Below are 18,749 nucleotides of genomic sequence, written 5' to 3'. Positions count from 1 at the left end.
CTGTCCGCCCTCCCGGGGTGGACGCGGACACCAGGAGGTGTGCATGGCCCGCACCGGGCGCTCCCGTCGGTTCGACCCGTGGGTCGGGCTCGTGCCCGTCGTCGCCCTGGCTGCCGGTCTGCTCTTCGCCACCTCCAGCAAGACGGCGCAGGGCACCGACCTGCGGGGCGGGGAGACCACCGAGCTGTCCGCGCTGATCCAGGAGCGGGACTCCGCCGTCGCGCGCCAGCAGGCCGAGCTGGCCGCCCTCCAGGAGCAGGTGCAGGCGCTCACCGACCTGGCGGCCTCCCGGAACGGTGAGGTCGCCGCCGCTCAGCAGCGGGGCGCCCCCGGGGTCGGCTCTGCCGGCCTGGCCCAGCTGACCGGGCCGGGGATGTCCATCGTCCTGGACGACGCCCCGCACCAGCCCGCCGGCACGACCCCGACCGAGGGCAACCCGGACAACCTGGTCATCCACCAGTCCGACGTCCAAGGCGTGGTGAACGCTCTGTGGGCCGCCGGAGCCGACGGGGTGTCCATCATGGGGCAGCGGCTGATCGCCACCAGCGCCGTCATCTGCGTCGGTCCCACGCTGCTGCTGCACGGCCGCACGTACTCCCCGCCGTTCGTGGTCACCGCCGTCGGGGACGCCGAGGAGATGCAGGCGGAGCTGGCGGCCTCCCCGGAGGTGCAGGTCTTCCAGGACGCGGTCGAGGACTACGGGTTGACCTTCGACCTCGAGGAGCGGGACCAGCTGACCTTGGCGGCCTACGACGGCGCCCTGGACATGCAGTACGCCAACGTCGGCTGAGCCCGTCCCCAGCCCGCCGTCCCGCCCCCTCAACGCCCTGGAGAGCGAGCCCCGTGTCCCGCACCGACGCGAGCGTCGAGCGATGAGCCTGCCCGCCGCCCGGCCGGTGCTCGTCGTCGACAACTTCGACAGCTTCGTCTACAACCTGGTCCAGTACCTGGGCCAGCTCGGGGTCCCCAGCCTGGTGCGCCGCAACGACGCGGTGACGGTCGACGAGCTCGCCGACCTGGACGTCGCCGGCGTGCTGCTCTCCCCGGGACCCGGCACGCCGGTCGACGCCGGGGTGACCGTGCCGATTGTGCGGGCCGCCGCCGACGCCGGACTGCCGGTGCTCGGGGTCTGCCTGGGCCACCAGGCGATCGCCGAGGCCTTCGGTGGCGTCGTGGGCCGGGCACCCGAGCTGCTGCACGGCAAGACCAGCCAGGTGGTGCACGACGGTGTCGGCGTGCTGGCGGGGCTGGGCAGCCCGTTCACCGCCACCCGGTACCACTCGCTCGCGGTCGAGTCCGACAGCGTCCCGGCCGAACTGGAGGTCACCGGCCGCACGCCGTCGGGCATCGTGATGGCGCTGCGGCACCGGGAGCTGCCGATCGAGGGAGTGCAGTTCCACCCCGAGTCGGTGCTCACCGAGGGTGGGCACCAGCTGCTGGCGAACTGGCTGTCCGGCTGTGGGCTGGCGCCGGACCCCGCCCGGGTCGAGGCCGCGGCGGCCAGCGCCCGCCGGCTCACCACCCTCACCGTCTGAACCGGCCACCTCTGGGTGGCCCGGGGCTCAGCCGGCGGGCTGTGCCGTCTCCGTGGGCTCCCCCGCCGGCGGGGTCGGGGCCGGGGTCGAGGGGGTCGGCGTCGGACTCGGGGTCGGCGTGGGGGTCGGCTGTGCCGGCGTCGGGACGGCGATGAGCAGGGTGACCGTCTCGCCGGCCGACACCGAGGCCCGCGGGCCCGGATCGGTGTCGACGACGGTGCCCGGCGTGGCGTCGTCCCGCTCGACGTTGTTCGGCACGATGACCCCGTTGTCGATCCCGGCGTCCACGAGGGCCTCCCGGGCAGCGGGCTCGGTGAGACCACGCACGTCGGGCAGCGTGATCGAGCCGGTGGAGACGCTCAGCCGGAAGGACGCGTCCGGCGCGGCCTGGCTGCCCGGTGCGGGGTCGACTGCCACGACGGTGCCGGCCGGCTCCAGGCTGTCGACCTGGTCGGTGCTGGTGCTGCCGGTGAAGCCGGCCCCCTCCAGCCGGTCGATCGCCTCGTCCTGCTGGTCGCCGAGCACGTTGGGGACGGCGATCGTGTTCGGGCCGCCGCCGACGACCAGGGCCACCCGCGTCTCCGGGTCCACCTCGGTCCCTGCTGCCGGGTCCGAGCTGAGCACGGTGCCCTCCTGGGCCTCCGTACTCGGCTCGCGGGTGATCGGGCCGATCAGGAGACCCTCGGCCAGGATCTCGGCCTCCGCATCGGCCTGCAGGTCCCCGACCAGGTCGGGGACCGGGACCTGCTCGACCACGGGGGTGACGGGTTCGTCCGACCCGGAGGTGAGCGCCAGCGCCAGGCCGACGCCGCCGGCGACGAGCAGGACCACGGCGATGACCAGGGCGATGATCCGGTTGCGCCGGCGTTTGTCGTCGGTCTGCCCGTCGTCCCAGTCGTCGTTGCCGTACCCGCCGGGCGTCACGCCGATGATCGTGGTCTTCTCGGCGTCGCTCATCACCGGCGTGGCCTCGACCCGCTGGCCGGCCACGGCGCGCAGCAGGTCCGCCCGCATGTCGGCGGCCGACTGGTAGCGGTTGGCCGGGTTCTTGCTCATCGCCTTGAGCAGGATGGCGTCCAGCTCCGGGCTGATCTCCGGGTTGATCGACGACGGTGTCCGCGGGTCCTCGCGCACGTGCTGGTAGGCGACGGCGACGGGGGAGTCGCCGGTGAAGGGCGGGCTGCCGGTGACGAGCTCGTAGAGCAGGCACCCGGCGGAGTAGACGTCGGAACGGGCGTCGACGCCCTCACCACGGGCCTGCTCGGGGGAGAGGTACTGGGCGGTGCCGATGACGGCGGCGGTGGAGGTCATCGTCGCGGCGGAGTCGGAGACCGCGCGGGCGATGCCGAAGTCCATCACCTTGACCGTGCCCTGCGGCGTGATCATGACGTTGCCGGGTTTCACGTCCCGGTGCACGATGCCGTTCCGGTGGCTGAAGTCCAGGGCTGCGCAGATGTCGGCGGTCAGCGACATGGCCCGCTCGGGGGACAGCCGCCGCTCACGGCGGAGCACGTCGCGCAGGGTGTCGCCCTCGACGTACTCCATGACGATGTAGGGGGTCGCACCGGTCGCGGTGCGGTCCTCCCCGGTGTCGTAGACCGCGACGATCGCCGGGTGGTTGAGCGACGCGCTGGCCTGGGCCTCGCGGCGGAACCGGACCTGGGACGACGGGTCCCGGGCGAGGTCCTGACGCAGCACCTTGACCGCGACCTCGCGCCCCAGCCGGAGGTCCCGCCCCCGGTGCACCTCCGCCATGCCGCCGCGGCCGAGCACCCCGCCGATCTCGTACCGCTCGCCGAGCACCTGGGGGGTGGTCATCGGTGGTCCTCTCGGGTGGTGCGGTGCGGCGGACGCAGCTCCGGGATGGCAGGACCGGGGAGCGGTGCGCCGTCGCGGAGCCTAATCGCTGGCCGGGTCGCGACAGGCGCGACGCGAGCGCCGGGGGACGCGTGTGTCATGGGGTGCGCGAGAGCTCGGGCGATGCTTGTGCATCCGCGTTCGGATCGACGGGCTCCACTGGCGACGGCGAGACGGGGCTGCTGCTCGGGCTGCTGCTCGAGCTGCTGCTGGAGGTGCTTGTCGAACTCGTCGCACTGCTCGAGCTCGTCGTGCCCCGCTGTGTCACGGTGGCGGTCACGGTGGCGGTCGTCGGACTGGTGGTCTCGCCGTCCACGCCTGCCCCCTCCTCGGGATCGCCATCAGGGGTAGGTGCTGCCGGCGGCGGTGCGCCGCCCCCGTCGCCGTCCTCCTCGGTCCCGGCCTCGGGGTCGTAGGCCTCGGCGGCCACGGCGAGCGTGATCGTCGAGCGCGGCGCCAGGGGGCCGCGCCTCGGGGAGGCGGTCACGACGTCGTTCTCCGCCAGGGCCACGCCGGCTGCCGACAGCTCGGTGCCGGTCGCCTCCCGCTGCTGCACGTCGAAGCCCCGCCCCTCGAGCTCGTCGGTGACGGTGTCGGCGTCGTCCCCGACGTAGTCGGTCACGTCGAACGCGAGCGTCCCGGAGGCACTGGTGCTCGCCGGTGCGGAGCTCGAGGGCGAGCTGGTACCCGGTGCCGAAGCCGAGCCGTCCGGGTCGTCGGACTGGGACATGACCAGGAACACCCCGGCGGCGACCAGCCCCACGAGGGCGAGTGCGGCGGCCGCCCACAGCAGCCGGGTGCGCCGGACGTCCTGCGGGTCGTCCTCCCCGCCGGTCCAGGTGCTCGCTCCGTCGCCGTCGACGGGGGGGCCGTGCAACGGGGGCATGGTGCGGGGCGCAGTCGAGGGGCCCAGGGCGGTGCCGGGGCCGGTCGCCGGGAACATCGTGGTCGCCGTGCCGTCGTCCCCGACCACCTGGGTCATCGCGGTCGCGGCCGGCACGGCGCCGCCGGCCGCGACCCGCCGCACCGCGTCGGCGAAGGCCCCTCCGTCGGGGAAGCGGGCAGCGGGGTCCTTGGCGAGGCACCGCTCGATCAGGGCGCGGACCTGCCAGGGCACGTCCGCGGGCATCGGGGGCGGGGGGCGGTTGATCTGCGCCAGCGCGATCGCCACCTGCGACTCGCCGTCGAACGGGCGCACCCCGGCGATGCACTCGTACCCGAGCACGCCGAGCGAGTAGACGTCGGAGGCGGCGGTCACCACGTGCCCCTGGGCCTGCTCGGGGGAGAGGTACTGCGCGGTGCCGACCACCATTCCGGTGCGGGTGAGGGGGGCGGCGTCGCGGGCGTAGGCGATGCCGAAGTCGGTCAGCTTCACCACGCCGTCCGGGCGCACGAGCAGGTTCCCGGGCTTGATGTCCCGGTGCACCATGCCGGCCGCGTGCGCGGCGGAGAGGCCGTCACCGGCCTGCCCGAGGACGTCGAGGGTCTGCTCGGCGGTCAGCCGCCCGCGCTCGGCCAGGACGGTGACCAGCGGCTTGCCCTCGACGAACTCCATGATCAGGTAGGCCAGGCGTTGCCCGTCCTCGGTGGTCTCGCCGTAGTCGTAGACCGAGGCGATGTTCGGGTGCGACAGGGCGGCGGTGTGCCGGGCCTCGTTGCGGAACCGGATGAGGAAGCTCGAGTCGCCGGTGTACTCGCTGCGCAGCACCTTGACCGCGACGATCCGCCCGAGGGTGCGGTCGCGGGCCTGCCAGACCTCCCCCATCCCGCCAGTGGCGATGGGGGCGGTGATCTCGTAGCGGCCGGCCAGCATGCTGCCCACGCGGACCGCCATCAGCCGCCGCCCTGCAGGTGCGCCTCGATGACCTCGCGCGCGATCGGTGCGGAGATGTCCCCGCCGGTGCCGCCGCCGTTCCGGATGAAGACCGCCACGGCGATGCTCGGGTCCTCGGCGGGGGCGAAGCCGATGAACCAGTTGTGGTCGGGGCCGGCGTTCTCCGCCGTGCCGGTCTTGCCGGCCACCTCGATGCCGCTGATCTGCGCGCGCCGGCCGGTGCCCTCGTCGACGACGTTGGTCATCATCTGGGTCAGCTGCTCGGCGACCTCGGCCGAGAAGGGCTCGGAGAACGGCTCGGGCTCGGTCTGGTCGATGACCGTCAGGTCGGGGGCCTGGACCGACTCCACCAGGTACGGGTTCATCAGCACGCCGTCGTTGGCCACCGCGGCCGCGATCATGGCGGCCTGCATCGGGGTCAGGGCGACGTCTCGTTGCCCGATCGAGGTCTGGCCCAGCGCCGCGTCGCTCTCGATGTCGCCGATCGTGCTGCCCTCCACCTGCAGCGGGATGTCGAAGCCCGTGCCGTCGATGCCGAGCGCCTCGGCCATCTCCCGGACGGCCTCCTCGCCCAGGTCGATGCCGAGCTGGGCGAAGGCGGTGTTGCAGGAGATGGTCAGCGCCTCGATCAGCGGCTGCTCACCGGTCGGGCTGCAGGGCCGGTCGCCGAAGTTCTGCAGGTCGGTCGTGGTGCCCGGCAGGATGTAGTCCTGCGGCGCCGGGATCACCGTCTCCGGCGTGTACTCGCCGGTGGCCAGGGCGGCGGCGGCGACGACCACCTTGAAGATCGACCCGGCCGGGTAGCGCTCGGAGATGGCCACGTTGGTCCGCGGGTCGGTCTCCAGCGCCTCCAACTCCTCGGCGTAGGCCCGGATGGCGCCGGGGTCGTGGCTGGAGAGCAGGTTCGGGTCGTAGGTCGGGGTGCTGGCCAGCCCCAGGACGGCGCCGGTCTGCGGGTCGAGGGCGACGACGGCACCGGTCCGCCCGTCCAGGGCCGACATCGCGGCCGCCTGCACCGCCGGGTCCAGCGTGAGCTCCACGCTGCCGCCCGAGAGGTCCTGCCCGGTGAACAGCTCGGTGAGCCGGCGGAAGCTGAGCGCCAGCCGCGCGTCGTCGCCGGAGAGCACCTCGTCGACGGCCTCCTCCAGCCCGCGGTTGCCGAAGATCAGCGAGTTGTAGCCGGTCACCGGGGCGTAGAGGGGGCCCTGCGGATAGCGGCGGAGGTAGGTGAGCGGGCCGTCGGTCGCCTCGGACAGCGCGATCTCGTTGCCGTCGACGATGATCGAGCCGCGCTGCTCGTCGTACTGCTCGACGAGCACCCGGGTGTTGCGCGCGTCGGCCCGCAGCTCGTCGGCGCGGAAGACCTGGATCACGTTGACGTTGACGATCAGCAGCGTGAACAGCACCAGCACGCTGATCGCGACCTTGCGCAGCGGGGCGTTCACGGCTGCACCACCTCGGTCGGTGCGTCGGTGAGCTTCGGCGGTGTGGTCGCGGCCGCGCCGGCCGGTCGGCGGGCGGCGTCGCTGATCCGCACGAGCAGCGCGACCAGGCCGAAGTTGGCGACCAGCGAGGAGCCGCCGTAGGCCAGGAACGGCGTGGTCAGCCCGGTGAGCGGGAGCAGGCCGGTGACCCCGCCGAGGACGACGAACACCTGCCAGGCGAGGGAGAAGGCCAGCCCGGCGGCCAGCAGCTTGCCGAAGCCGTCCCGGACCACCAGGGAGGTGCGCAGACCCCGCTCGACCAGCACCAGGTAGATCACGATCATCGCGACCAGCCCGAAGAGGCCGAGCTCCTCACCGATGGCAGCGGCGATGAAGTCGCTCTTGGCCACCGGCACCTGATCCGGCCGCCCGCCACCGAGCCCCGCGCCGAACAGGCCGCCGGTGCCCAGGCTGAACAGCGACTGGACCACCTGGTAGCCGCCGGTGTCGGCGTAGGCGAACGGGTCCAGCCAGGTGTCGACCCGCACGCGGACGTGACCGAAGAGCTGATAGGCGACGAACGCCCCGCCGGCGAACAGCAGCAGGCCGATGACCAGCCAGCTGGCCCGCTCGGTGGCCACGTAGAGCATCACCACGAAGATGCCGAACAGCAGCAGCGAGCTGCCCAGGTCGCGCTCGAAGACCAGCACCAGGATCGAGGCGACCCAGGCCAGCAGCACCGGGCCGAGGTCGCGGCCACGCGGCAGCTCCAGGCGGAGCACCCGGCGGCTGGCCAGTGCGAGCACGTCCCGCTTGTCGACCAGGTAGGCGGCGAAGAAGACGATCAGGCAGATCTTGGCGAACTCGCCGGGCTGGATGGAGAAGCCACCGAACCGGATCCACAGCTTGGCGCCGTTGATCTCGGAGTTCGGCAGGACCGCGGGCAGCGCCAGCAGGACCAGCCCGACGAGGGCGAGGGTGTAGGCGAACCGGGAGAGCGCCCGGTGGTCGCGCACGATCACCAGGACGGCGATGAACAGCACCAGCCCGACCGTGGCCCACACCAGCTGGACCGGGGCGTCCACGCTGGCGGCACCGTTGCCGCCGAACTGCTCACCGGCGATGTCCAGCCGGTGGATCATCGACAGGCCCAGCCCGGACAGCACCGCGACACAGGGGAGCAGCAGCGGGTCGGCGTAGGGCGCGAACCGCCGGACGACGACGTGGGCGACGCCCCACAGGGCGGAGAACCAGACGCCGAAGGTGACCATCTCGGTGCCCGGGGACCCGGTGACGGTGATGTCGATGATCAGGTGCGCGGCCAGCGTGATGAGCACTGCGAAGCCGAGCAGGAGCAGTTCGGTGCCCCGCCGGGTGGGGACGGCCGCGCCGGGGGCGAGGGCGGCGCGCGGGTCGGTGCCGGGGCCGTTGACCGGCGCAGCCACTAGTCGACCTCCCGGCAGTCCACTCCGGGCTCACCGGAACGCGTCCGCCCGGGGGCCGCGGCGGAGCGCGTCGGCTCGGCGGCGCCGGTGACGGTCGGCGTGACGGTCGCCGTGGCGGCGTCCGGCTGACCCGGGACGGCGGCGGGGGTGGGCTCCGCCGCCAGCGTCGGGGTGGCGGACGGGGTGCTGGCGGTCAGCGCCGGCGTCCTCGGGCACAGCGGCAGCTGCTGGCTGCGGAGGTTGGAGAGGATCCGCTCGGCGTCGTTCGGGTCGTCGGCGGGGATCCCGTCGGCCACCCGGTTGCGGGCGGCCGGGGTGAGGTCGCCGGTGGCCAGCGCCGTCGCCTCGTCCAGGCGGTAGAGGTCCAGCCCGACGACGGAGGCGTTCAGCCCGCGGAAGACCCCGACCCGGTCGCCGTCGGCGGTCTCGGCGACCCCGACGAACCAGTGGCCCATCACGAACAGGTACGCGCCGATCGTCGCGGCGCCCAGCACCACGACGGCGGCGAGGGCGAAGAGGGCCGTGCGCAACGGCCGGCGCTGGCGCGGCGGTGGGGAGCTGGTGGTCAGCGCGGTGGCCTGCCCGGCCGCCTGCGGGTCGGCGAGCGCTGCGCGACCGGCGGCCGACCGGGGGTCGACCTCCCGCTGGCCCACGTGGTCGCCGGCAGCACCGTCGACGACCGGCTCGACGAGCACACCGCGGCCGTCGTCCTCCACGACGTCGGCGACGATGCAGGTGATGTTGTCCGGGCCCCCGCTGCGCAGGGCGAGCTCGATCAGCCGGTCGGAGGTGGCCTGCGCGTCGGGCTCGCGCATCGCGGCGGCGAGCGTCTCGTGGCTGACCACGCCGGACAGGCCGTCGGAGCAGAGCATGTAGCGGTCGCCGGCGCGGGCCTCGCGCATCGACAGGTCGGGCTCGACGTCCTGGCCGTTGAGGGCACGCAGCAGCAGCGAGCGCTGCGGGTGGCTGTTGGCCTCCTCCTCGGTGATCCGGCCGTCGTCGATCAGCGTCTGCACGAAGGTGTCGTCGTGGGTGATCTGGTGCAGCTCGCCGTCGCGCATCAGGTAGGCGCGGGAGTCGCCGACGTGGCACAGCCCCAGTCGGCCACCGGCGAAGAGGACGGCGGTGAGCGTCGTCCCCATGCCCTCCAGCTGCGGGGACTCCCGGATCACCTCGCGCAGGTGCTCGCTGCCCTCGAAGACCGCATGGCGCAAGGCCTGGAGCAGGTCGCCGGAGGGGGCGTCCTCGTCGAGGTGCTCGAGCGCGGCGATGACGACCTTGCTGGCGACGTCGCCCGCCGCGTGCCCGCCCATGCCGTCCGCGACGGCCAGCAACCGGGGCCCGGCGTACACCGAGTCCTGGTTGGTGCTGCGGATCAGGCCGCGGTCGGAACGCGCCGCATAGCGGAGGACCAAGCTCATGAACGCAGCTCCAGGACGGTCTGCCCGATCCGGATCGGCTGGCCGGGGGCGACCAGCAGCGGACCCTGCACGCGCTGCTGGTCGAGGTAGGTGCCGTTGGTGGACCCGAGGTCCTCCACGTACCACTGGCCGCCGCGGTTGGTCAGCCGGGCGTGCCGGGAGGAGGCGAAGTCGTCGGTGAGCACCAGCGTCGAGTCATCGGCGCGGCCGATCAGGATGGCCTGTTCCCCCAAGGTGATCCGGGTGCCCGACAGCGGGCCGGCGGTGACGACGAGGTGGCGCGGCCCGCGGCCACCGCGCTTGCGAGCGGCGGCGGCGCGGGGCGGCACCGAGGCCACCCGGCCGGCCCGACCGCCGAACAGGTCGGCGCGGACCACCCGGAAGGCGGCGAAGACGAACAGCCAGAGCAGGAGCAGGAAGCCGAAACGGAAGGCCTGGAGCACGATCTCCGCGGTCACTGCTCAGCCCCGCCCGGGCCTGCGCTCAGCCTTCTCACGCGCCGTCCTGCCGGTACACCAGCACCGAGTGGCCGATCCGGAGGACGTCGCCGTCGGCGAGCTCCTGCCGGCTGACCCGGCGGCCGTTGACCAGGGTGCCGTTGGTGGAACCGAGGTCCTCGACGACGACCGTGCCACCGGCCAGCTGGACGTCGGCGTGCTTGCGGCTCACCCCGGTGTCGGGCAACCGGACGTCGGCCTCGGTGCCGCGGCCGAGCACGTTGCTGCCCTGCTCGAGCACGTGCTTGGTGCCGGGGCCGTCGACGACCAGGACGTGGCTGAGCCGCTGGCCGGCCCGGCCCACGGCCGAGGGCGGCTGGGCGCCGGTGTCGGTGGCACCCATGGCGGCGCCGGGGAGCCGCGGGAGCGGGGGGAGCCCGGACGGCGGGGGCGGCGGGGCGGCCGAGGAGCGGCTGGGGGCGCCGCCGGTGACGTGCGAGGCGACCTCGAAGACCCCGGTGCGCAGCTCCTCGTCGAGCTCCAGTCGCACCTCGATGTCACCGAAGGTCTGGTAGCCCTCGCGCTCGATGTGCTCGGCGACCATGTCGGCGAGCTCGGCGGCCAGCTGCTCGGACCACTCGACCAGGTTCTCGTGGTCGGTGGGGCCGAGCATCACCACGTAGACGTTCGGAGCGAGCACCCGGTCACCGCTGAGCACCGACCGTTGCTCGTCGGCCTCACGTTGCAGGGCGTGGGCGATCTCGGCGGGGTGGACCTTCCCCTTGAACACCCGGGCGAAGGCCAGCCCGACCATGCCCTCGAGGCGTCGCTCGAAGCGCTGCAGCACACCCACAGTCGCTCCCTTGCGCTCGGTCGACCTCCCACTGCCTGAGCGCTGATCGTAACCGGGGGAGGGTCGCCGGGACGTCGCGCAGCGCAGGACGCCCCGGACGATGTCGTCCGTGCCGCGTCGGCACACCGTTGTACCAGCGCACCGCCCGCCGTGGGACGGCGCCGTGCCGAACGGGGGCCTGCGAGAACCGCCTCGAAGGGGGCTGCTAATGTTCTTCCTCGCCAGGGCAAGTGGCGGAATGGCAGACGCGCACGGTTCAGGTCCGTGTGTCCGAGAGGACGTGGGGGTTCAACTCCCCCCTTGCCCACCAGAACGACCAGCAGGGGCCGCCCGTCGGGCGGCCCCTGCTGCGTTCCCGGGGGGCTCCCCTGCGGAGCGGTGCGCCCGCTGTGGGCCTTGGCCGGCTTCCGCTCCGCGCTGCTCGCCGTCCCCGGCGGCTCCTCCTACCTGGTCTTCCAGCTACCTGGTCTTCCAGCAGGCCGACCGGTGCACCAGGGCTGCTCGCGCGCAGCGACCGGGCGCGTCCGCCGCGTCGCGGGCGGTCGCTCGGCAGCCGCCGGACACGGCCGGGCGCGCCTTGATCACGGCGGCATCGTCTGTGATCCTCGCCCGGGCGACGGCTGCAGGGGGAGGAGGGCGCGTGAGGGCGCGGCGGATCCGGAGGTGTGGGCGCGCCACCCGGCTGGCGATGGCCGCCGTCCTCGCCGCGACCGGCGTCCTGCACGGGGTCGTGAGCGCGCCGGCCGCGCGCGCCGCCCACGACTGCCCGCCGCCCGTCCGGACGGTCCTGGACCAGACCCCGCCGGTCCACCCCCGCACCGTCGCCCTGACGTTCGACGACGGCCCCGACCCCCGGTGGACGCCGCAGCTGCTGGACACCCTCCGCGCGCACGGGGTGAAGGCGACCTTCTTCCTGGTCGGCAGCCAGGTCGAGGCCCATCCGGAGCTGGCCCGGCGCATCGTCGCGGAGGGTCATGCGATCGGCAACCACACCTACTCGCACCCGGACCTCGGCGGGTTGTCCCGGGCCGAGCAGGCGGCCGAGATCGACCGCGGCTGGCAGGCCATCGAGGCAGTGACCGGCGTCCGTCCGTGCTTCTTCCGAGCCCCCTACGGCATCCACCGCGGCGCGTCGGTGCAGCAACTGGCCTGGGACCGCGGCATGACCATCGCCGACTGGTCGCACGACCCGCGCGACTGGGAGTCGCCGTCGAGCTACAGCCCGCCCTTCCAGGAGCGCATCGTCCGGGGGGCCACGACACCGGCCCTCATGCACCCGATCGTCCTGATGCACGACAGCGGCGAACCGGGCGCTCACCGGGAGAACACCGTGGCGGCCGTCGCCCGGATCGTCTCCTTCTACGCCGCCGCCGGCCATCTCTTCACCGATCCTGCCGGTCAGCTCTTCCCGGAGGACCCCACCGCCGTCGGCCCCGGCTCGATCGCCGACGGCTTCAGCGCCAGGTGGCAGCGTCTGTTCGCCGTCATCCGCGCCGCGATGCGCGCGACCATGCTGAGCTGATCGGGCGGCCGGCGCCGGACGCCGCGGTTGCCCACCAGAACGACCAGCAGGGGCCGCCCGTCGGGCGGCCCCTGCTGCGTTCTGCGGGTGGGCTTCCCTGCGGGGCGGTGCGCCCGCAGGATGGGCGCCGTGCGATCACGGAGCGGCGGGATGTGGTGGGGCGTCGCCGTGGAGGCGCCCGATCCCGGGGCCCTGGCCGGCTTCTGCTCCGCGCTGCTCGGCTGGCCGGTGGGGCACGAGGAACCGGGCACGGTGGTGCTCGCCGTCCCCGGTGGCTCCTCCTACCTGGTCTTCCAGCAGGCCGAGGGGTACCGGGCGCCGGTCTGGCCGCCGGTGGACGGGGAGCAGCGGCCGATGGCGCACCTGGACTTCCGGGTCGGCGACCTGGACGCCGCGGTCACCGACGCGCTGGCCCTCGGCGCGACCCTGCGGCGGTGCAGCCGCGTACCGGGGTGCGGGTGCTGCTGGACCCGGCCGGGCACCCGTTCTGCCTCTGCCTCGACAGCTGATCCCTCCCGGTCAGGCCGTGCCGCTGCGGCCCTGCAGGAAGGCGGCCGAGTCGTAGTACGTGCGGACACCGGTCAGCTGCTCCTCGTCGCCCTCGATCACGGTGACGCCGCGGTAGGTGAACGGCTTCCCGCTGCGCAGCGTGCCGGTGGAGGTCCACTCGAGTGCCGCGCTGGACTCACCGACCACGGTGTGCGTGAACGTCGTCTCGATCTCGTCGAAGACGTCGCGGTAGTCGGTCCAGAACGTCCGTGCACCCTCCCGGCCCTGTGTCTCGTGCTGCTCGTCGAGCTTGACCAGCTGGGTGTCGTCGCCGGCGAGCTCGACGAGCGGGCCGGTGTCGCGGTCGGCGTCCAGGCGGTGCAGCGCGTCGGCGAATCGGTCGGTCATGGTGTGCATCGGGTCCTCCGGGGTCCTGGGCTCGGTCCCGGTCGCCTACCCGCCCGTGCGTCGGCTGACCCCGGACGCGCCCGGCTCAGTCCCCGGCGCGGTGTGGGAGCTGCTGCTGCCGGTCGGCCCGACGCTGTCCCCCGATCGTCTGGGCGATCAGGACGAGCCCCCACGGCCCGATCACCCAGATCGGCCACGGGTAGATCCAGCCGTCGGTGGTCAGCGAGGTGATCAACCAGATGCCGACCACGATGACCGCGGTGCTCAGCCAGCTCGCCCAGGCCGCCCGCATGCTCGACCCGCCGGCCCAGGAGCCGAAGCTCCCGTACCAGCCGTGGACCGCCCAGGGGCCGCCGCCAGCCGGGCCGGTCGGTGGACCGGCGACGGCAGGGGCCTCGGCGGTCCGGCCACCCGCCGGCTCGGCGGCGGGCAGGTCCGTGGTCAGCTCGGCCAGCTCGCCGTAGGTCCGTGCCGTGTAGGCCCGGGCGAGCCGGTCGTCGTACTCCGCGACGGTGAGCCGGCCGGCGGACATGTGCCGGCCGAGGACCTCGGCGACCGCGGCCCGGTCGGCATCGGCGGCACGCAGGTGGGGCTCGGGCATCGGGGGCTCCTCGTCGTCGGTGCGTGTCCAGTCTGTCGCCGCACGGCCCGCCGAGGCCACTGACGTCTGTCACGACCCTCGCCGGAGCCGGTGGTTCCACGTGGAACGGGTACACCGGTGCTGTGGTGAGCTGTCCGGGAACCGTCTCTCTGGGAGGACCGCATGTCGCTCGCCCCCTCGTCCACCGACCGCCCCTGGCCGGCCACCGAACCGCGGGACGTCGAGGTGGCCGCCGGTCCCGCCCGGCTGGCCGTGGACCTGCGCGGCGGCGCTCTGCGCGAGCTGGTGGTCGGCGACTGGCACGTGCTGGACGGCTACGCGTCGGGCACCGTCCCGGCCGGCCGGCGCGGCGGTGTCCTGCTGCCCTGGCCCAACCGGCTCCGCGGCGGGCGCTGGTCCTGGCGCGGCCGGGAGCTGCAGCTCGACGTGGTCAGCGAGTCCACCCCGAACGCGGTGCACGGGCTGGTCACCGCCCAGCCCTGGCAGGTGCTGGCCCAGCGGGCGGACGCCGTCACGGTGGGGACGACGATCGAGCCGCGCACCGGGTACCCCTTCCGGCTGGCCGTCGCGGTCGACCACACGCTGACGGCCGACCGGCTCACCGTGACCGTGCGGGTGCGCAACGCCGGGGACGAGGACGCACCGTTCGGGGCGGGCATGCACCCCTACTTCTCGGTCGGGGCGCCGGCCCCGGGCGACGTGGCCGCGGCCGAGCTGACCGTGCCGGCCCGCACCGCCCTGGTGCTGGAGGGCGGCCTGCCCACCGGGGAGCGGCGGCCCTACGACGGCGCGGTCGGCCGGATCGGTGACCAGGCCATCGACACCGCCGTGACCGACCTGGTCCGGGACGACGACGGCTGGGCGCGCACCCGGCTCAGCGGGCCCGCCGGTGCGCTCGAGGTGGCCGTCGACCCGGCCTGGACCTGGCTGCAGGTCTACACCGGCGACACCCTGCCCGCGGACCAGCGGCGGCGCAGCGTGGCCGTGGAGCCGATGACCTGCCCGGCGAACGCGCTGGCCGACGGGGTGGACGTGCTCGTCCTCGCGCCGGGAGGAACCTGGTCGGGCACCTGGACCGTGGGCTGGACCCCGGCGTGAGCGGTGACCTCCGGGTCACCGAGGTCTGGCGGTTCCCGGTGAAGTCGCTGCAGGGCGAGCGGCTGGCCCGGGCGGAGATCGGCCCGGAGGGGATCACCGGCGACCGCGGCTGGGCGCTGTTCGACCTGACCACGGAGTTCGGGCTGACTGCCCGCCGGGTGCCCGAGCTGCTGTTCGCGGCCGGTCGGCTGCGTGCCGACGGCGGCGCCGAGGTGGTGCTGCCCGACGGCACGGTGACCGCCGAGGACGACGTCCTCTCCGACTGGGCTGGGCGCCGGGTCGGCCTGCGCCCGGCGGCGGCGGTTGCGGGTGCCCGGCGGTACGAGAACCCGGCCGACGCCGAGCATGAGGACACCGGCCGGTGGAACCCGTTCTCCGGGGCGGACGGCGCCTTCCACGACAACGCCGATGCTCGGGTGACGCTGGTGTCCGCCGGCACCCTGGGCGGCTGGGACCGCCGCCGGTTCCGGGCCAACCTGGTGCTGGCCGGTGCGGGGGAGGACGCGCTGGTGGGCCGGCGGGTGCGGGTGGGCGGCGCCGAGCTGGACGTCGTCCGCCGGGTGCCCCGGTGCGTGATGACCACCCGGCCGCAGTCCGGCGGCGTCGGACGGGACACCGCCGTCCTGAAGACGATCCACCGCGACCGCGGGGGTGCCCTCGCGGTGGGGGCGCTGGTGGCCCTCCCCGGCGAGGTCTCGGTGGGCGACGTGTTGACCCCGGCGTGAGGCGGGGAGGATCAGCGTCGTGCGCACCATCGAACTCCGCTCCGGCGAGGACACCATCCGGCTGGGTCAGCTGCTCAAGCTGGTCGACGCCGTCCCCACCGGCGCCCAGGTGAAGGACGTGCTGCTCGCCGGGGAGGTCCAGGTCAACGGTGAGCCGGAGGAGCGCCGCGGCCGCCAGCTGCACCGCGGGGACGTCGTCTCGGTGGCGGGGCAGGACGACGTGCGCATCGGCTGACCTACCGATCCTGTGCGTGACCGTGCGCGTGGTGTCACCCCGCGCGGGCGGTGGGACGAGTTAACGCAGATGTCACACAACTCGCGTGCACGCCGCCGGGCTGGGGGCATGACATGCACTGCCCGGGCGGCGGTGCCGCGGAACCCGCCGCCCGGGACACCCCCTCCCCGCTCCGGTCAGCCGGCCGCCGGGAGCCGCAGGTCGGCGACGAGTGCCCGGTGGTCCGTCCCGGGCACGTGCACCACCTGCAGACCCTCCACCGCGATCCGCGGGTCGACCAGGACGTGGTCCAGGGTGAGCCGCGGGTGCGGCACCCGCATCGGCCACCAGGTGGCCCGCCGGGCGTGGCCCGTCGCCGCCGCGGCGTCCACCCAGCCCCGGCCCAGCAGCCGCCGGAAGGCGGCGTGGTCGGGCGTGGCGTTGAAGTCACCGGCCAGCACCCGCAGCACGCCGGGCTCCGGGTCGGGCAGCAGCCGGAGGTCCTCGACCCAGCTGGCCACCTGGGCGGGGGAGCTGGTCGGCGGGTGCGTGTGCACCGCCGTCAGCTCCACGTCGGGCGCGCCGGGCACTGTCAGCAGGGCCGCCGGCTGGCCGAACCGGCCCGGGACCACCGTGCGCCCGCGGATCTCCAGCCGGGTCCACAGCGCCCCGCCGGCGCCGGCGGGCTGGCCCTCCCCGGCGGGCACCACGTGACCGGCGGGCAGCAGGTCGGCGACCCCAGCAGCCAGCAGCCCGGACACCGCCTCCGGGGTGACCTCCATCAGCGCCAGCACGTCGGCGTCCCGGTCGGCCGCGAGGGCCACCAGGGCGGCCGGGTCGGCCCGGCCGTGCAGCATGTTCGCCGAGACGACGCGCAGCCGTGGCCCCCTGGGCGGCGGCGCAGGGGTGGCGGGCGCGGTCGGCCGGCGCATGGCGGCCGTCAGCACCGCGGCCGAGGCAGTCGCCAGCACGGCGGCACCGCGTGACCGGGACACCAGCGCAGCGGCCAGCGGGAGCGCACTGGTGGCCGCGATGTAGGGCGTGAAGGCCAGCGCGGGCACCAGCGGGAAGCCCCGCTCGGTGCCGGTCGACCGGAGCACGGCCGCCGCGGCCCACGGGACGGCGAACACGATGGCGGTCCAGCGGCGGTGGGTCGGGGGTCGGCGGGACACGGCGTCCATGGTGCCCACCACGGTGCGATGATCATCAGCGGGTGCGCCGTCCACCTGCGTGGGGTAGGACGGAGAGCTCACAGCGGGGCGCCCAACAGAGGGTGGCCCGGCGGAGGAGGAGTGACGCTGGTGGCTGTCGAGCATGTGGAGATCGAGCGGAAGTTCGACGTCGACGAGGCGTTCGAGCTGCCCGACCTCGGCGGTGCGCCGGGCGTGGTCGAGGTCCGCGAGCCGGTCGAGCACGCGTTGGAGGCCGCCTACTACGACACCGCCGACCTCCGGCTGGCCCGCGCGCGGGTGACGATGCGGCGCCGCACCGGCGGTCCGGACGCCGGCTGGCACGTGAAGCTCCCGGCCGCCGCCGGCGCCCGCCGGGAACTGCACTCGCCCCTCGGCCGGGCGACCAAGACCCCGCCCAAGGCGGTGCTGGAGCCGGTGCTGGGCATCGTCCGCCGCGCACCGGCGGCCCAGGTGGCGTCCCTGCGCACCCGCCGGGTGGTCAGCGAGCTCGTCGCCGACGACGGACGCGTGCTCGCCGAGGTCGCCGACGACCACGTGACCGGCACCGCGCTGCCGGCCGCTCCCGGCGAGGCCTCCGTCGTCACCACCTGGCGTGAGGTGGAGGTGGAGCTGGTCGACGGCGACGAGCAGCTGCTCGCCGACGTCGCCGGGCTGCTCGTGGCCGCGGGCGCCCAGCCGGGCTCGTCCCCGGCCAAGCTGACCCGCGTGCTGGCCCACCGGCTGGCCGACGCCGCAGCGCCGCCGGTCCCGGCTCCGGCGCAGGCCGGGAAGACCAAGAAGGGCAAGAAGAAGAAGCACCGGCACGCGCCGGGCACGCCGGCCGGTGAGGTCGTCCGTGCCGCGCTGGCCGCTCAGGTCAGGGCCCTCCAGGACGCCGACCTGATGGTCCGCACCGGGCAGCCCGACGGCGTGCACCAGGTGCGGGTGGCCTGCCGCCGGCTGCGCAGCACGCTCGCCGCCTTCCGCCCGGTGCTCGACCGCACGCAGACCGACCCGCTGCGCGAGGAGCTGGCCCAGGTCGGGTCGGCGCTGTCCCCCAGCCGGGACGGCGAGGTGGCGGTCGCCCACCTGCGCGAGCTGGTCGACGCCGAGCCGGCCGAGCTGGTGCTCGGCCCGGTGGTCGCCCGGCTGCAGCAGGAGGCGGTCCGGGACGAGCAGGCCGGCGACGCCCAGGCGCGCAAGGCGCTCAACGCACCCGCCTACCTGCAGCTGCGCGACGACCTCGACGCGCTGGTCGAGGAGCCACCGCTCACCGAGGCCGCCGCCCGGCCGGCGGAGGAGGTGCTCCGCGAGGTCGTCGCCCGTACCGGCCGCCGGCTGCGGCGCAGCGTCGAGGCGGCCCAGGACAGCGACGACGCCGAGGCCCTGCACGACGTGCGCAAGGCCGCCAAGCGCCTGCGGTACACCGCCGAGGCGGCGGTGCCGGTGCTGGGCGCACCGGTGGTCGAGCTGGTGTCGGCGCTGAAGAGCGTCCAGGAGGTCCTCGGCGACCGGCAGGACACCTTCATCACCCGCCCGCTGTGCCTGCAGCTCGGCCGGGCGGCGTCCGCGGCCGGGGAGAACACCTTCACCTGGGGTCGCCTGCACGCCCTGGAGGAGGCGCGCTGCCAGCAGGCGGAGCGGGACTTCTGGCTGCGCTGGCCGGAGTTGCGCTCGGTGCTGAAGAGCCGGTCGACGTAGCGTCGGGGGCTCC

17 protein-coding genes, 1 tRNA gene and 1 pseudogene are annotated in these 18,749 nt (G+C 74.5%); 9 read left to right on the top strand and 10 right to left on the bottom strand.

Going from position 1 to position 18,749, the window contains the following annotated elements; all coding sequences use genetic code 11:
* Positions 1–43: 43 nt before the first annotated feature.
* Positions 44–790, top strand: coding sequence for a DUF881 domain-containing protein (locus O2W16_RS04795; RefSeq protein ID WP_269157669.1), 747 nt, complete (start codon positions 44–46; stop codon positions 788–790).
* 82 nt (positions 791–872) lie between these two features.
* On the top strand, positions 873–1,535 hold the full coding sequence (locus O2W16_RS04790; RefSeq protein ID WP_269157668.1) for an aminodeoxychorismate/anthranilate synthase component II: 663 nt from the start codon (positions 873–875) through the stop codon (positions 1,533–1,535).
* A 27-nt stretch (positions 1,536–1,562) separates the two neighbouring features.
* On the opposite strand, the gene pknB is transcribed toward O2W16_RS04790, so the two are convergent.
* The 7 genes from pknB to O2W16_RS04755 all read right to left on the bottom strand — a co-directional run bounded on the left by pknB (position 1,563) and on the right by O2W16_RS04755 (position 10,806).
* On the bottom strand, positions 1,563–3,353 hold the full coding sequence (gene pknB, locus O2W16_RS04785; RefSeq protein WP_269157667.1) for a Stk1 family PASTA domain-containing Ser/Thr kinase: 1,791 nt from the start codon (positions 3,351–3,353) through the stop codon (positions 1,563–1,565).
* Between the two features lie 136 nt (positions 3,354–3,489).
* Positions 3,490–5,226 carry a serine/threonine-protein kinase gene (locus O2W16_RS04780; protein WP_269157666.1) on the bottom strand — a complete coding sequence of 579 codons (1,737 nt, stop codon included), beginning with the start codon at positions 5,224–5,226 and terminating at the stop codon, positions 3,490–3,492.
* Entirely contained in the window at positions 5,226–6,671 is a 1,446-nt protein-coding gene (locus O2W16_RS04775) for a peptidoglycan D,D-transpeptidase FtsI family protein (protein WP_269157665.1), read from the bottom strand. The genes O2W16_RS04780 and O2W16_RS04775 overlap by 1 nt, the downstream gene beginning before the upstream one ends.
* Complete coding sequence (locus O2W16_RS04770) at positions 6,668–8,095, bottom strand: FtsW/RodA/SpoVE family cell cycle protein (protein WP_269157664.1); 1,428 nt, start codon at positions 8,093–8,095, stop codon at positions 6,668–6,670. Before O2W16_RS04770 ends, O2W16_RS04775 begins: the two co-directional genes overlap by 4 nt.
* Complete coding sequence (locus O2W16_RS04765; protein ID WP_269157663.1) at positions 8,095–9,516, bottom strand: PP2C family protein-serine/threonine phosphatase; 1,422 nt, start codon at positions 9,514–9,516, stop codon at positions 8,095–8,097. Before O2W16_RS04765 ends, O2W16_RS04770 begins: the two co-directional genes overlap by 1 nt.
* On the bottom strand, positions 9,513–9,974 hold the full coding sequence (locus tag O2W16_RS04760; RefSeq protein WP_269157662.1) for an FHA domain-containing protein FhaB/FipA: 462 nt from the start codon (positions 9,972–9,974) through the stop codon (positions 9,513–9,515). The genes O2W16_RS04765 and O2W16_RS04760 overlap by 4 nt, the downstream gene beginning before the upstream one ends.
* Positions 9,975–10,008: 34 nt before the next feature.
* Positions 10,009–10,806 (bottom strand): FhaA domain-containing protein, encoded by a 798-nt coding sequence (locus tag O2W16_RS04755; RefSeq protein WP_269157661.1) that lies wholly within the window; start codon positions 10,804–10,806, stop codon positions 10,009–10,011.
* A 224-nt stretch (positions 10,807–11,030) separates the two neighbouring features.
* Between O2W16_RS04755 and O2W16_RS04750 the strand changes: the two genes are divergently transcribed.
* From O2W16_RS04750 to O2W16_RS04740, 3 genes and pseudogenes are all read left to right on the top strand, one after another.
* Positions 11,031–11,116: transfer RNA gene (locus tag O2W16_RS04750), tRNA-Leu, on the top strand.
* A 330-nt stretch (positions 11,117–11,446) separates the two neighbouring features.
* The gene (locus O2W16_RS04745; protein ID WP_269157660.1) at positions 11,447–12,328 is read left to right on the top strand and encodes a polysaccharide deacetylase family protein; all 882 of its coding nucleotides are present in this window, start codon (positions 11,447–11,449) and stop codon (positions 12,326–12,328) included.
* A 120-nt stretch (positions 12,329–12,448) separates the two neighbouring features.
* A pseudogene (locus O2W16_RS04740) lies at positions 12,449–12,703 on the top strand (VOC family protein); the annotation flags it as partial.
* 144 nt (positions 12,704–12,847) lie between these two features.
* Here O2W16_RS04740 and O2W16_RS04735 read toward each other — a convergent pair.
* Together O2W16_RS04735 and O2W16_RS04730 are read right to left on the bottom strand one after the other, a co-directional pair.
* Positions 12,848–13,225 (bottom strand): nuclear transport factor 2 family protein, encoded by a 378-nt coding sequence (locus O2W16_RS04735; RefSeq protein WP_269157659.1) that lies wholly within the window; start codon positions 13,223–13,225, stop codon positions 12,848–12,850.
* Between the two features lie 85 nt (positions 13,226–13,310).
* Positions 13,311–13,826: a DUF1707 SHOCT-like domain-containing protein gene (locus O2W16_RS04730; protein ID WP_269157658.1), complete on the bottom strand. Its 516-nt coding sequence runs from the start codon at positions 13,824–13,826 to the stop codon at positions 13,311–13,313.
* A gap of 162 nt (positions 13,827–13,988) precedes the next feature.
* Here O2W16_RS04730 and O2W16_RS04725 point away from each other — a divergent pair, with 162 nt between their 5' ends.
* Genes O2W16_RS04725 through O2W16_RS04715 form a run of 3 tightly spaced genes read left to right on the top strand, consistent with a single transcriptional unit; the run spans position 13,989 to position 15,884 of the window.
* Positions 13,989–14,924 (top strand): aldose epimerase family protein, encoded by a 936-nt coding sequence (locus tag O2W16_RS04725; RefSeq protein ID WP_269157657.1) that lies wholly within the window; start codon positions 13,989–13,991, stop codon positions 14,922–14,924.
* On the top strand, positions 14,921–15,649 hold the full coding sequence (locus O2W16_RS04720) for an MOSC domain-containing protein (RefSeq protein ID WP_269157656.1): 729 nt from the start codon (positions 14,921–14,923) through the stop codon (positions 15,647–15,649). The genes O2W16_RS04725 and O2W16_RS04720 overlap by 4 nt, the downstream gene beginning before the upstream one ends.
* A gap of 19 nt (positions 15,650–15,668) precedes the next feature.
* On the top strand, positions 15,669–15,884 hold the full coding sequence (locus tag O2W16_RS04715) for an RNA-binding S4 domain-containing protein (RefSeq protein WP_269157655.1): 216 nt from the start codon (positions 15,669–15,671) through the stop codon (positions 15,882–15,884).
* Between the two features lie 176 nt (positions 15,885–16,060).
* Here the strand turns inward: O2W16_RS04715 and O2W16_RS04710 are convergent, their stop codons facing one another.
* Positions 16,061–17,035, bottom strand: coding sequence for an endonuclease/exonuclease/phosphatase family protein (locus O2W16_RS04710; protein WP_269157654.1), 975 nt, complete (start codon positions 17,033–17,035; stop codon positions 16,061–16,063).
* Between the two features lie 129 nt (positions 17,036–17,164).
* Here O2W16_RS04710 and O2W16_RS04705 point away from each other — a divergent pair, with 129 nt between their 5' ends.
* Positions 17,165–18,736, top strand: a complete 1,572-nt coding sequence (locus O2W16_RS04705) for a CYTH and CHAD domain-containing protein (RefSeq protein WP_269157653.1) — start codon at positions 17,165–17,167, stop codon at positions 18,734–18,736.
* The last annotated feature ends 13 nt before the right edge of the window (positions 18,737–18,749 follow it).

Source organism: Modestobacter sp. VKM Ac-2984, from assembly GCF_026967985.1.
In the GTDB taxonomy this organism is placed as follows: domain Bacteria; phylum Actinomycetota; class Actinomycetes; order Mycobacteriales; family Geodermatophilaceae; genus Modestobacter.
Note: the sequence above shows the minus strand (reverse complement) of the source record. Positions and strands in the feature narration are given on the sequence as shown.

Excerpts from the sequence above, each read along its gene's own strand:
- O2W16_RS04795 (WP_269157669.1), top strand. The coding sequence starts at position 44 with ATGGCCCGCACCGGGCGCTCCCGTCGGTTCGACCCGTGGGTCGGGCTC.
- O2W16_RS04790 (WP_269157668.1), top strand. The coding sequence starts at position 873 with ATGAGCCTGCCCGCCGCCCGGCCGGTGCTCGTCGTCGACAACTTCGAC.
- pknB (WP_269157667.1), bottom strand. The coding sequence starts at position 3,353 with ATGACCACCCCCCAGGTGCTCGGCGAGCGGTACGAGATCGGCGGGGTG.
- O2W16_RS04780 (WP_269157666.1), bottom strand. The coding sequence starts at position 5,226 with ATGGCGGTCCGCGTGGGCAGCATGCTGGCCGGCCGCTACGAGATCACC.
- O2W16_RS04765 (WP_269157663.1), bottom strand. The coding sequence starts at position 9,516 with ATGAGCTTGGTCCTCCGCTATGCGGCGCGTTCCGACCGCGGCCTGATC.
- O2W16_RS04735 (WP_269157659.1), bottom strand. The coding sequence starts at position 13,225 with ATGACCGACCGATTCGCCGACGCGCTGCACCGCCTGGACGCCGACCGC.
- O2W16_RS04730 (WP_269157658.1), bottom strand. The coding sequence starts at position 13,826 with ATGCCCGAGCCCCACCTGCGTGCCGCCGATGCCGACCGGGCCGCGGTC.
- O2W16_RS04725 (WP_269157657.1), top strand. The coding sequence starts at position 13,989 with ATGTCGCTCGCCCCCTCGTCCACCGACCGCCCCTGGCCGGCCACCGAA.